The sequence below is a fragment of the Desulfovibrio sp. genome, from assembly GCF_018379785.1.
In the GTDB taxonomy this organism is placed as follows: Bacteria; Desulfobacterota; Desulfovibrionia; order Desulfovibrionales; family Desulfovibrionaceae; genus Desulfovibrio.
Window position 1 is genome coordinate 1 of record NZ_JAGZUV010000046.1, and the last position, 12,435, is coordinate 12,435.

Sequence of the window (12,435 nt, forward strand, 5' to 3'; positions counted from 1 at the left end):
TCATCTTGCGCGTGTAGCTGCGCTCGAAGGTCAGCAGCAGCTGCTTGATGAGATGCTGGGTGATGGTGCTGCCGCCCTCGCCCGCGCGGCATTTGCGAGAGTTGTTGATGGCCGCGCGGGCGATGGCCACCGGGTCCACGCCCATATGGCGGTAGAAGGAGTCGTCCTCGGCGGCCAGGAAGGTCATGGGCAGAAAGCGCGACATGTCCTTGAGGCCGATGACGAAGCGTTTTTCATGGTAGAGAGTGCCCAGCACCGAACCGTCGCGGGCCAGCACTGTGGTGGCCTGCGGCGGGTTGTAGTCGGCGATGCGGGTGATGTTGGGCAGATCGCGGGAAGCCCAGTACAGCAGCAGAGCCGCGGCGCCGCCGCCCGCCAGGCCGCAGAACAAGAAGATGCCCACCAGCCAGAGGGTGAGCTTTTTCCAGGAGAATCTGATCTTCATGGCAGTGGCAGTATCGTTTTTTTGCCCCGACGTAAAGGGTGGGAGGGGAAATCCGAGGCCAGAGCATTTCAATGTCGAAATGCTCTGACGAGGCTGCGGGAGCGGTCCCGCGCTGCGGGCGTCAGCCGTTGGCCGCTGTGCAGCCTTACGGATGACGACAGCGGAGTTGGCCGTAAGCGCAATGTGTTTGCGCTGTTGCCTCTTCCGTTAGCGCATCTTCGAGCTTTACGGACGAAACCAGCTTTGCCAGGCGGCGGAGTAAGTGTGCCTTTACCTTTAACTCACGGCATTTCAAAGGTAATCTACCCCGGACAAAGCGGGCGTGCCGGTCAAAAGGCCGCCGCGCGAGCATTTCCCTGCAAAATGCGGACCGTCGCCTATTCCTTGGGCTTGCGCAGCAACTGCACGGCCATGAAGGCCATGCAGGCGGCTCCGAGCAACAGCACGCCCCAGAGCAGCAGGCGCTGGCCGCCGGAGGTTTCGGCATAAGCCGTGGGCGGCGTCTGCGCATGCAGCTTGTCCATTTCCAGTCTTGCGGGCGCGGCCTGCACGGGCAGTTCGCGCAGGGCGGCGTCCCGCGTGTCGGCGGCTTCCTCCGCCTTGAGACTGCCCACGGCCAGGATGTAGGGCCCGGGCCCTTCGGCCATGAAATAGAGTTGCTGGCGCGCCCAGCGCACCAGCAAGGCCGGGGCTTCCGCCCTGTCGCCCCGCAGGCGCAACAGCAGGGTGAACGGCGCGTCACGCAGCAGGGGAGCGTTGTTCTCCGGTCCCAGCCAGTCCCGGTCGAACGGAACCGGGTCGCTGTGCCGGAAGTCCCGGCCGTTGCCGCCCAGCCGATAGTAAAAAAGAGGCGCGCGTTCTTCCCAGACCAGTTCCGTTTCATTCTGCCGCCGGGCGACCCGATGCCGCGCGTTGCCTCTCTCGGGCAGAGCCGGAGTCAGAATGCGGCCGCGCAGCAGAACATTGTCCGAGTCCAGCTCGGGCTCCAGGTTGAGCACGGGCAGGCCGCGCGGAACAGCGTAGCCGAAGCCTCCGGCCTTGTCGTCCTTGCGGCCGTGCAGGCGGACGCTCTGGACCGACGTTGCGCTTTTGGCTTTCTCGCGCGCGAGGAGTTCCCGCACCGGAAAAAGTTCGCTCCCGGCGGCGGGCACAAGCAGCATGTAACGTTGATCAAGCTCTCCGACGGGCAGCTCCAGCATTTCCAGGCTCTGCCCGTCCACGCGCAGGCGGCCCAGGGAGGGACGCGCCGCCAGAGACCAGTGTTGCAGATCCCGGCTGACATAGAGCCGGGTGCTGAGCATGGAGCCGTGCTGGCCGTCCGGTCCCGCCGCACTGTTGGAAAGTGTCTCTCCCGGCACCAGCCGTACGCGATCGAAGCGCGGGCGCTTCTGGTCGAAATCCACCAGCAGGCCACGGGTTTCGTACGCTTCGTTTTTGTCGCGTCCCGGCCCGGAGGCGGGCGCGTCCCGGCCGTCGCGCAGCAGGGCGACGCCATCCGGGCTGACGCGCACCCTTAGGCTGAAACAGGGGAATGCGTGTTCCCGCCCCGGTTCCGGCAGAGATTCGGCGGCGTTGATGTAGATGGCTTCGGCCTGCCCCAAGCTGTTGAAAACACGCACGTCGCGCAGGGGAGACAGGCGGGAACGCTCATAGACGGAAAAGGGCAGATCAAGCCGGTAGACCGGGGCGTTGCCCTTGGTTTCAATGGGAATCAGGGTGCTGAAATCCCGTGGCGTCAATTTCTGCTCCCCCGTGGCGGCATGGACGGGCAGGGCCGCCAGCAGCGCGGCCAGGGCCAGAGCCGGGAGCGGAAGCCATGTGGACAGATGGAAGAAGGAAGGTCGGCGGCTGGAGGACATGGCGGCTCCTTTACGGCGCTGGGCTGGAGTTCTGTTCGGAGGCTTCTTCCCGCCGCTTGGGAGGCAGAGGGCAGAAATAGCCCATGCCCAGCATCAGCAGGCCCAGGAAAAGGAAGGAAATAATCCGGTAAACGGTCTGGCGGTCGGCCAGATCAAAGAGCAGCAGTTTGCAGAGGGTCAGGCCCAGCAGGGCCGCCCCGGCGAACCAGAGTTTCCGTTGCCGGAAGACGCGCGAGGCTGTGAGCACCAGGCCCAGGGCGATGCTGCCCCAGAGCACGGACAGCACGGCCTGGAGCACAGGCGAACGGACCAAGGCCGCCGCCGTGTAGGGGCAGTATGCGTACCAGGAAACGGCCCTGGCCGCGACGACCGTGCAGAGCGCGAAAGCGCCCGCGCCGAAACCCGCGAGCAGCCCGCGGTACAGGCGTTCGGGCGGGAAACCCGTATGCCGCATGCCGCGCAGCCAGTACAGGCAGGTCAGCAGGCAGAGACTCTGGGCCATGTCCAGGGGGCCCAGCAGGGGAATGTACGGAAGCGGCGCTGCCGCGCCGGGCAGGGCGCAGAAGAGGCAAAACCAGCAGGCCAGGACAAGGCTCAGGACAAGGCCGCTCCAGCGGACCGGATCGGCCGGGCCGGACAGAATCGGCAGGCGGGAACCCCGGCGGAGCAGGAAAAGAAAGGCGGCCGCCAGAATGGTCAGAAGCAGGAGACTCCAGGCCGGGCCGAGCAGCGGCAGGCGGCCCAGGCCGTTGCTCGCGGCCGGAAGCAGCAGGCCCGGCACGGAAAGCAGGACGGCGTTTGCCACGATTTTCCGGTAACGGTCGCCACTACTGGGCCAGGGCATGGTGCGGAGGCAGAAGACAAAGGAGGCCCAGGCCAGGGGCAGGGCCGCAAGGCCGCCGTGGCTCCAGGCCAGTGGGGAGACTGCGGGCGGAGGACGCAGGGGCAGAAACGGCAGGAGCCCAAGGTCCGGCAGAAAACGCCATTGCGAGAGCAGCAGGGCCGGAAGCAGCAGATGCCCGGCGGCGGCAAATGCCCGCCAGTTCAGGCGCGTCCCGATGCGGACCCAGAGCACGCAGCTCAGGACCGTGAAGACCAGAGCGGCATTGGCGAAAAGCTGTTCCTGAACGTCGAGGAAGCCGGAGAGTATGTTCAGGCCGGTGCTCAGCCACCAGATCATGGCCCAGATCTGCCAGGGCAGCAGCATTTCGCGTTCCTGCCGGCCCAGGACGTTCCGGTGCCGCGAGCAGAAATGCACCAGCAGCAGGGCCGCCAAGGTCATGACCAGACCGCAGACCATGCGGTTGTCCAGCAGGCCGCCGGGCAGAGAGATCAGTTCACGCAGGGAAAAGAGATCCATGAAGGTTGTCGCCGCCAGCAATTGCAGCGCATAACCCAGAAAACGCAGCAGGGGGCGCTTCTGCCGCAGGCCCAGCCAGATCAGGCCCAGGCCCTGCAAGGCCCAGGTGCAGGTGGTCCAGCTCAGATTCAGGGCCAGGGGCACGGCCAGAGCGGAGAAGCCCAGACCCAGCACCAGCAGCGCTTCGCGGGTCAGGCGCCGGGCCGCTCCGTCGCGGCGGCGCAGCCGCCAGCCCAGGCCTATGTGCCAGGCGGCCATGCCCAGCGCGCTGAAGGCGGCCATATAGGGATAGGGCCGCACCAGATAATACTGGTAGCTGAACGTCAGCAAGGGCAGGCCGAACAGCAGGGAGGCGTGCAGATAGCGCCGGGCCGCGCCGGCGCGCCCGGCCGTGCGGGCGTCCATGGCGTCGGCGTGCGCGGCCAGTTGCAGCTGCATGAAGCTGAACAGGACGAAGAAGAACAGCAGAAAGAGTTCCACAGGAAAGAACATCCGGGCTTCATAGGAGCGTCCGCCCCAGAGCCCGCCGATGCCGTAGACAGCGGCAAAGGAGATCAGCGCCGGGATGTCCCAGGCCCTGAAGCGGAGCAGGAAGGCATTGCCCAGACACAGTGCCGCGTAATAGCCGAACAGGCCGAGATAATCGGCGCTGCCCGTGGAGAGCAGCACCGGGGCCAGAAAGCCGCCCACGGCGGAAAGCGCGGCCAGCACCTCGGCGTCGGCGGCCAGAGCCAGCACGGCAACGCCCAGAACCAGAGCGACCATCATCCCGAGGGCGGCCAGGGGGGAGAGCAGTTCCAGGCGGGCGGCCGTGAACAGCACGAAGTAGAGCACCACCGCGCCGCCGCCCATGAGACCCAGGCCGTAAAGGGCATTGCGGCGGCGCAGCCGCCAGCCCAGAGCCTGCATGCCCAGACCGGCCAGACCCACCAGAGCCAGGCGGACTTCCAGACTGACGTAGCCGTGCCGGACCAGATAGCCCAGGGCAAAAGCGATGCCGGTCAGAAACACGCAGAGTCCGGCGTAGAGCATGGGATTGGCCCGCAGCCAGCCCCAGACCACGGCTAACGCTCCGGCCAGGGCGGGCGGGCCTGCCTGGGGAGGACGGCGCGGGCCGCATGGTGTCGCGGTTCTCGTGGGCGGCTCGGATTGCGCGGCCGGAGCCTCTTCTTCCAGCGCCGGGCCAGGGGGTGATTCCGGGGGCGGGCTTACATGTCCAGCACTGGCATCGCCCGCATCGGCAAAGCTGAACTCCAGTTTTTCAGCCGTGACCGGAAGAGCTTGCGGCAGCACCCGCGCTGTCGGGTCAGGCAAGGGATTCCCTTCGTCGGCGTCGTCGCTTTGGGGCTCAGCGTCCCCGGGGGGCGGCATTTCCTGGTCCAGCACGTCCTTCCGGCCGGATGCGGAAAAAGATGTCGCGTCGGCGCACAGGCTCCGGACTTCCCGGCGGAGTACGTCAACCTCGGCGCGCAGGGCCGCCAATTGCCGACGTTGGCCTGCGCCGCGCGCAAAAAGGACGATCAGACAGATCAGGATCGCCAGCGGCACCAGTACTATCAGAGCGACTATTTCCTCCACGCGGCCTCCCGGATGCTGTGGCCCGGACGGACAGCCCGGCTTTGGGCCAACATAGCGTGGACGGACACGGCGGGCAAGCTGAGGAGGCGGAACGCGGACAATAAAAAAGCGGAAGGGCGAACCCTTCCGCTTTTTCCGAAAATTGAAGCCCGGACTACACGCAGCCGGTGGGCTTGGGCAGGCCGGCCATTTTGCAGGCGCCTTTGCCGGGGCCGGAGGGGAAGAGTTCGTACACTTCCTTCAGCTTGTAGCCGGTGTTTTTGGAAAGAATGCGCACCATGGGAGCAATGCCGTTCTTTTTGTAGTAATCCTGCAGGAAGTCGAGGATCTTCTGATGATCAGGGGTGATCTCGGAGATGCCTTCGGATTCCTTCACATATTCCATCCATTCGGGGCACCAGTCGTCAAAACGCAGCAGGAAACCATCTTCGTCAACTTCAAAGCTTTTACCTTTATAGGTGATCTCAGCCATGCGTGTCCTCCTTGGACAGATATTGCTCAACTCGCCGGGACGATATGCCCTGGCGCTACGCCAGCCGGAATGTCCGACCCCGGCCGAATTCCGCTTGGAAGCGCGATTGAGAACCCAATCGCAATACACGAGCCCTTATGTCATAAAACGGTGTCGATGGCAAGCCCCGCGCACTTTTTTTCACGTCTCCCAGCACATTTGTCGGAAAAATTTGCTATATATTCCAAATAGCTATTCCAGATGGCGACGCGGCCCGGATCAAGCTCAGCCCTTATTTACCGCCGTTGTTTCGCGACGCGCCGCGCATGGTGAAGGCGCGAGAGCATTTCAACGTGAAACAGCCCCTAAACCAGATGCACTTCGTTGCGCGCCCAGTACAACAGATGGGCATGTTCCTTGACGTCGGCGATGACCGCTTCCTCGGCTTCGCGGTTTTCCATTTCGCGCAGACGCAGGAAGACCTTGCGGTTGCCTTCCTGATTGTTGGCCGAGAGCACGGAGAGTATCCGGGCCCCGTGCGCGCGCAGCAGGTCGAAGACGGGCTTCATGGCTCCGGGCTGGTTGGCGATTTCAATGCCCAGCTGGATGCCGCCCTCGCGTACGCCGGTAATGCTCACCAGGGCCTTGAATACGTCCTGGTCCGAAATGATGCCCACCAGGCGTCCGCTTTCCTCCACCACGGGCAGGCCGCCGAACTTGTTGTCCAGCATCAGCATGGCCGCTTTTTCCACGGTATCCGTGGGTTTGACTGTGAAGGGCCGGGGCGTCATAATATCTTTGGCCTTGAGTTCGGCCAGCAGGTAATGCATCTCATACATGTCGAGGGTGGTGGCCTTGGAAGGCGAGGCGTCCCGGACATCGCGGTCTGAAATGATGCCCACCACATGGCCCTTGTCGTCCAGCACGGGCAGACGGCGCACGCTGTTGTCGCGCATCAGCTTGCCGATTTTGAGCAGGGACGTTTCGGGCGTCACGGTAATCACCTCGGTGGTCATCCAGTTCTGTACGAGCATGCTTCCTCCCATGGGCGGTTGAAATCGTTGGCGCGGGCGTGGCGGGCGGCCGACCGGTTCGCGCGCCGGGAACCCTGTTCCCGGCTTTATCCATACACCAAGGGCGGGCTGCCGCACAAGCCCGTCATGGCGCGACGCCTGCGGGCCGCGCGTCTTTTTTCGGCGGAGGGAGTGGAGATATGGATTTGTATCTGGATTGCGGCAACGGCATCAGCGGCGACATGACCTTGGCCGCCCTGGTCCACCTGGGGCTGGATCTTGCCCCCCTGGCGGCGGCCCTGGCCCGCGCCGGTGCGGATTGCCGCATTGAGGCCCGGCCCGAAACGCGCGCCGGCGGCCCCGGCAGGCGGGTGGACGTGAGTTGGGATGAGGTCCAGCCCCTGCGCCATCCGGCGGACATCGCGGCCGTCTTCGCCGTTCTGGATATGGGCGACGCGGCGAGGCAGCGGGCCCTGGCCGTGCTGGATGCCCTGACCCTGGCCGAGGCCGAGGCGCATCAGATTCCGCCGGAAGAGGTGCATTTTCATGAGGTGGGAGCCATCGACACCCTGGTGGACATCGCCGGGGCCTGCTGGGGCCTGGAGCAATTGGGCGTGCGCCGGGTTACTGCCTCGCCCCTGCCCTGGTTTTCCGGCACGGTGCAATGCGCCCACGGGCTGATTCCGCTGCCCGCGCCCGCCGCGGCCTGGCTGATGCGCGGCAAGCCCGTGCGGCCCACGGGCGCGCGCGAGGAATTGGTCACTCCCACGGGCGCGGCTCTGGTCCATGTGCTGGTGGATGAATTTACGGACGGCCCGCGGGGCGTGCTGCGCGCCCTGGGCACGGGTTACGGCTCGCGCCCGGCCCCGGGGGGGCTGCGGGCCTGGCTGGCGGAGCCCGTGCCCGAAGCCGTGTCGCACGCGCTGGGCGGCCGGGAACAGGTGCTGCAACTGGAGGCCCATCTGGACCACCTCAGCGGCGAGGAACTGGGCATGGCCCTCACGGCCCTGGCCGCGTTGCCGGAAGTGCTGGATGTGCTCTGGCTGCCCGGCATCGGCAAGAAAAACCGTCCCGCGGGCCTGCTGCGCGTGCTCTGCCGCCCGGAGGACGAGGAGGGCGCGAGCCTGGCCGTGCTGCGCCATACCCACAGCCTGGGCCTGCGGCGGCAATGCCTGGAACGGCTGGTGCTGCCGCGCGAGGCGGCGGAACTGGCCGGCGCGGGCGAACGGCTGGAAGCCAAGGCCTATACCCTGGAGGGGCGGCGCTACGTGCGCGCCGAGGCCGAGGCCGTCAAATCGGCGGCGGCCCGCCTGGGCGTGGGCGCGCCCGCCCTGCGGTTCAAAGCCTGAAGCGCGGGCCGGGCTTGATTCCGCCCCGGCTTCAGCGTATGAGCGGGGTAAGGCATTCATGCCTTTTATTAGGAGGTAAGCAATGAAAATGTACGCTGTATGGCGGCCCTTGAGCCTGTGCGCCGTGGCCGCCGTCGTGTGGATGGCCGGAGGCTTGAGCGCCAATGCCGCGCCCGTCGCCGACACGGAAAATACCCCGGCCGTGGCCGGCCATGCCCTGCCCGGCAAAACCGTGGCGGACAGGGACGACGACCGTAAGCGCGAGGACTTTGAGCGCCGCCAGGACCGCAAACGCGAAGACTTCGAACGTCGTCAGGATCGCAAACAGGATCAGTTCGACCGGCGCGGAGACCGCAAGACGGACAAGCAGGATCGCAAATACGACCGTCGTAATGACCGCCGGGACGGTAAATATGATCGCCGGGACGACCGCCGCTATGACGGACGCCATGACCGCGACCGCTACGACCATCGCCGGGATGATCGCGATCACCGCCGCGACGGTCGCTATGACAAGCGTCGCGACGACCGGCGGGATTATGACCGCCGCGACCATCGCGGTCCTGGTCCCCGTCACGACGACCGCCGCCCGGACCACATGCGCACGCTGTAAAAAAATGAACTCGGATTCTTGAATCTGAATGGAAAAAGCGCGCCCCGTATGCACGGAGCGCGCTTTTTTGTCATTAATTTCCACGGACTGGGTTCAAGGCAGCCAGTTGCTGGCTTTATCCGTACGGATCATAAGTTTGCCTTTCCCGGCAGAGAACGGAAATCCTTATTCAGGAACAGCCCTCTAGTGAAATGTCACGCCTTACCTGTCGGTTCGGCGTGAAGATCATACAGCAAAAACCGCGGTTTTTGCTGTGCTTACGCCGCCTGCGGCGGCGCGCAACCCCTTGCGGGTTTGCGACATGTGTCGCTTGACGCGGCACTAGCCTTCCTGGCACTTCCGCTTGAGGGTCTCGGCCACGGTTTTGCCCAGCTCATGGCAGGCGCGGAATACGTCCTTGTCCGGAGCCCAGTTGCACTTCACGGGATCGGCGGGCATGTCCATATTCATGGCGGCCAGCTGTTCCTGGAGATATTTGGGCGCTTCGCCCGACCAGCCGTAGGAGCCGAAGGCGCCGCCCACGCGGTTGAGCGGCCGCAGCCCCTTCATATAGGTGAGCTGCGCGGCCACCAAAGGCAGCACCGTGTTGTTGTGAGTCGGCGAACCGGCCAGCACGGCGCCGCAGTCGGCCAGTTCGGTCATCACCGCGCTGTGGTGGTTGTGCTTCACGGACATGATCCGCGTGGGCACGCCGTTTTCCTCCAGGCCGCTGCATGCGGCGTAGGCCATGCGCTCCGTGGACTGCCACATGGTGTCGTAGAAGATCAGGGCGCGCTGCTGCGGCTTCTGCTCGGCCAGGTTGCGGTACATGTCGATGATAAAGCGCACGGCCTTCTCGCCCCGGTGGATCAGGCCGTGGTCCGGAGCGATCATGTCGATGTCCAGTTTTTCCACCACGGGCAAGGTTTTGAGCACCATGGGGGAATAGGGCAGCACAATGTTGTAGAAATATTCCTTGATCCGCTTCACGAATTCGCCGTCGTCCCCGAAATCGTCCGCGAAACGGGCGCTGCTGGCGATGTTCTGGCCGAAGATGTCGTTGCTGACCAGCAGTTTCTCCTCGGGGATGTAGGAAACCATGCTGTCCGGCCAGTGCAGCATGCGGGTTTCCTGGAAGACGATGTTACGGCTGCCGATGTTCAGGATGTCGCCGCTCTTCACGGCCTGCACGGGCCAGTTCTTGCCCGCGAAATACCCGGCCATGGACTTGAGCCCGGCCTGGGAGACGAAGATTTTTTCCGGCTTGACCCGCTCCACCACTTCGGCCAGGGAGCCCGAATGATCCAGTTCAATGTGGTTGCAGACGATGTAATCCACTTTTTCGGGCGCCAGAGTCTTGGCCAGACGGCAGAGCAGCGTGCCCGCGCAGCCAGGAGCCACGGTGTCCATGAGCACGTTTTTCTGGTCTTTGATCAGATAGGCGTTGTAGGTGGAGCCGTCCGGCGAGCGGGAATAGCCGTGAAAGTCGCGGTGATCGTAATCAACGCAGCCCACCCAGAAAATGTCTTTTTTGATTTCAACAGGTTGCATGTCAATTCTCCAGAAAGTGCAAAGTGGAAAGGAAATTCTCCGTTATGAAAAGCCCCGCCCCGCCGGGGGACCGGCAAGGCGGGGAAAGACGGAAAATACAAACCGCAATCAAAACTTAGGCGGGATTGAACTGATCCTTGCTCACGCCGCACACCGGGCAGACCCAGTCGTCGGGAAGCTGATCGAAAGGCACGTTGTCATGTTCCGCCGGGTCATATTCATAGCCGCAAACGCTACAGACATATTTCTGCATGGATATTCTCCTTTTCTCGCTACGCGCGCTCGAACCGCGCGTTTGTGTTTGCCTGAATCAGTTCTCAGCCTTCCACAGCCCGTGCAGATTGCAGTATTCACGGGCGGTCACCTTGGCGGCGTCAATTTCGAAGAAGGCTTCGGGCGCGTCGCCGGGCTTGAGGAACTTGGTGTAGCTTCTGCCGTCGGCCAGCAGCTCGATCCATTCAATGTAATGCTTTTCTTCCATGGGATGGGGCAGGCTGCCGATCTTGACCTTGTAGCCGCCGTCCACTTTTTCGATCACCGGCACGTGTTTTTCCAGCGCGCCGTCGGTGGAGCCTTCCTTCATGAGCTTCATGGGCTCGCCACAGCAGACGAGTTCGGCGCCGCCGCCGTGCAGAACCTCAACAATATTGCCGCAATGGGTGCATTTATAAATTTCCAACTGATTGGGCATAATATTCCTCACTATGTCATAAAAAACTATGAAGGCATCGGTCTCTCGGGGCCCGGATGCCCGGCCCGCAAACGGGGCGGATTTGCAAACACACCGGCGGGCCGGACCCGCTGGAAGGCCTTTCGGCGTTATGGCCGGGCCGACTGCGCCAACCTGCCGTTCACCGAAATTCCAATAAAGATTCTGGACTAAAAATGGTTTTTTGTAAAGGGCTTTTATAAGTAATAAGAATATTTCTTAGTTGTGGCCGGATTCAGGCAATGGAACCGGGTTGGACGATGCCGGATCAGTACGCGCCGGAGCGGGAGAGCTTTCAACCGGTCCCGCCGGTCTCGCAGGGGGCTGGTCAGAAGTTCGGGCGGAGGAGCCGGCGGCTTGAGCGGACGGCTTTGCGCCGGACGCCGGGGCGGTTGCCGCCTTGCGGCGCGCGCCCAGCACATTGGGCAGGGTGGCTTTGAGATTGCCGGTCACCAGAAAAGAGACGGCGTGGCGTCCGGCCAGCTCACGCCGGAGCGAGGCGGAACGCACCAGCAGACCGGCCTGGGCCCCGCCTTCCACATACATGACCGTGCGCACGTCCAGCGGCAGATGCAGGAGCTGCTGGGCAAAGGCATAGGCCTCCACGGGTTCGCGGCAGTGCAGGAAGAGGATTTGGCCGTCGCCGTCCTGGGCCACGGCGGAAATGGAGTAGAGCGGGCCGCCCGGCGCCCAGAGAATGCGCCGTTCGGCATTGATCATCCGGTAGTTCTGGACCACCAGGCCGTAGTGGTCGATGCGCTGCCGCCAGTCGGGGCTGTCGCGGTCCAGTATGGCCGCCGGGGGCAGGTCCGGGTTGTCGGGCCGGGCCACGAAAAAGGCCCCGAAGCGCTGGACCAGCCGTTTGTTGTTGACATGACCGTCCTGGCGCATGTAGCCGGTGCTCGTGCTGCCGTCGGGCAGGTACATGCTGGCGTTGATGGCCGCTGTAAGATCATACTGTTCGCCCCAGTCGCTCAGGGAGCGGGCCGGGCGGCCGTCCTGCGAGCTGGCGCAGAGTATGAAGTCGAACCGAGCGGGGTCAATGCGCAGGGCCGTGAGCCGCGCTTCGCTGTCGTTGAGCTGGAATTCGCCGAAAGCCAGGCCGGACTCCAATTGCGTCCAGGCCGCCCGGCCGTCCCGATCCACGCCCTGCTGGCCGGAGACCGGCGCGGGCGGAGGCATGTTGCCGTTTGTCCCGTTGCGGGCCTCGGATTCGCCGCCGGGGTGATTGTCCGCGGCTTCAGGAAGCGTGGCCTGATGAGCCGTGAAATCGGATGATCCGTCGGACGCAAGGTCCGCCGCCGGAGCGGCCGAAGACAGGAGCAACAGCCAGCAGAGCAGGGCCAGACCGCGCACGGGCGCAAACCTGAGGCGGGCACGGGGACGGGCGTGCTGCCGCGCGCGGGACGGCACCAAGGGGAAAAAAGCCGAAACGCTGTCATCACAGCGGGTTATCTTTGATCGTAAAGGCACGTACATAATTTCCCCTTACGTCCAAGTCCGGTATTTGGCAAGACGGGGACCAGAG

Annotated in this window: 11 protein-coding genes; 2 read left to right on the plus strand and 9 right to left on the minus strand. The window is 64.1% G+C overall.

Annotation, left to right across the window (positions count from 1 at the left end; genetic code table 11):
• The 5 genes from KH208_RS10360 to KH208_RS10380 all read right to left on the minus strand — a co-directional run.
• Positions 1–445: transglycosylase domain-containing protein (locus KH208_RS10360; protein WP_291436053.1), on the minus strand; the 445-nt coding region annotated here is incomplete at its 3' end.
• Positions 446–822: 377 nt separating this feature from the next.
• The gene (locus KH208_RS10365) at positions 823–2,304 is read right to left on the minus strand and encodes a DUF3999 family protein (protein ID WP_291436055.1); all 1,482 of its coding nucleotides are present in this window, start codon (positions 2,302–2,304) and stop codon (positions 823–825) included.
• Between the two features lie 10 nt (positions 2,305–2,314).
• On the minus strand, positions 2,315–5,242 hold the full coding sequence (locus tag KH208_RS10370; protein ID WP_291436057.1) for a DUF2339 domain-containing protein: 2,928 nt from the start codon (positions 5,240–5,242) through the stop codon (positions 2,315–2,317).
• Between the two features lie 154 nt (positions 5,243–5,396).
• On the minus strand, positions 5,397–5,714 hold the full coding sequence (locus KH208_RS10375) for a TusE/DsrC/DsvC family sulfur relay protein (RefSeq protein ID WP_008682206.1): 318 nt from the start codon (positions 5,712–5,714) through the stop codon (positions 5,397–5,399).
• Between the two features lie 344 nt (positions 5,715–6,058).
• The gene (locus KH208_RS10380; protein ID WP_008682205.1) at positions 6,059–6,727 is read right to left on the minus strand and encodes a CBS and ACT domain-containing protein; all 669 of its coding nucleotides are present in this window, start codon (positions 6,725–6,727) and stop codon (positions 6,059–6,061) included.
• Between the two features lie 179 nt (positions 6,728–6,906).
• Between KH208_RS10380 and KH208_RS10385 the strand changes: the two genes are divergently transcribed.
• Positions 6,907–8,055 carry a LarC family nickel insertion protein gene (locus tag KH208_RS10385; protein WP_291436063.1) on the plus strand — a complete coding sequence of 383 codons (1,149 nt, stop codon included), beginning with the start codon at positions 6,907–6,909 and terminating at the stop codon, positions 8,053–8,055.
• Between the two features lie 82 nt (positions 8,056–8,137).
• Entirely contained in the window at positions 8,138–8,668 is a 531-nt protein-coding gene (locus KH208_RS10390; protein ID WP_291436065.1) for a hypothetical protein, read from the plus strand.
• Between the two features lie 321 nt (positions 8,669–8,989).
• Here the strand turns inward: KH208_RS10390 and KH208_RS10395 are convergent, their stop codons facing one another.
• From KH208_RS10395 to KH208_RS10410, 4 genes are all read right to left on the minus strand, one after another.
• Positions 8,990–10,198, minus strand: coding sequence for an FprA family A-type flavoprotein (locus KH208_RS10395; protein ID WP_291436067.1), 1,209 nt, complete (start codon positions 10,196–10,198; stop codon positions 8,990–8,992).
• 115 nt (positions 10,199–10,313) lie between these two features.
• Positions 10,314–10,451 carry a rubredoxin gene (locus KH208_RS10400; protein ID WP_009302824.1) on the minus strand — a complete coding sequence of 46 codons (138 nt, stop codon included), beginning with the start codon at positions 10,449–10,451 and terminating at the stop codon, positions 10,314–10,316.
• Positions 10,452–10,508: 57 nt separating this feature from the next.
• Positions 10,509–10,889, minus strand: a complete 381-nt coding sequence (locus KH208_RS10405; RefSeq protein ID WP_291436070.1) for a desulfoferrodoxin — start codon at positions 10,887–10,889, stop codon at positions 10,509–10,511.
• Positions 10,890–11,126: 237 nt separating this feature from the next.
• Positions 11,127–12,263: a phosphodiester glycosidase family protein gene (locus tag KH208_RS10410; protein ID WP_291436072.1), complete on the minus strand. Its 1,137-nt coding sequence runs from the start codon at positions 12,261–12,263 to the stop codon at positions 11,127–11,129.
• Positions 12,264–12,435: the final 172 nt, after the last annotated feature.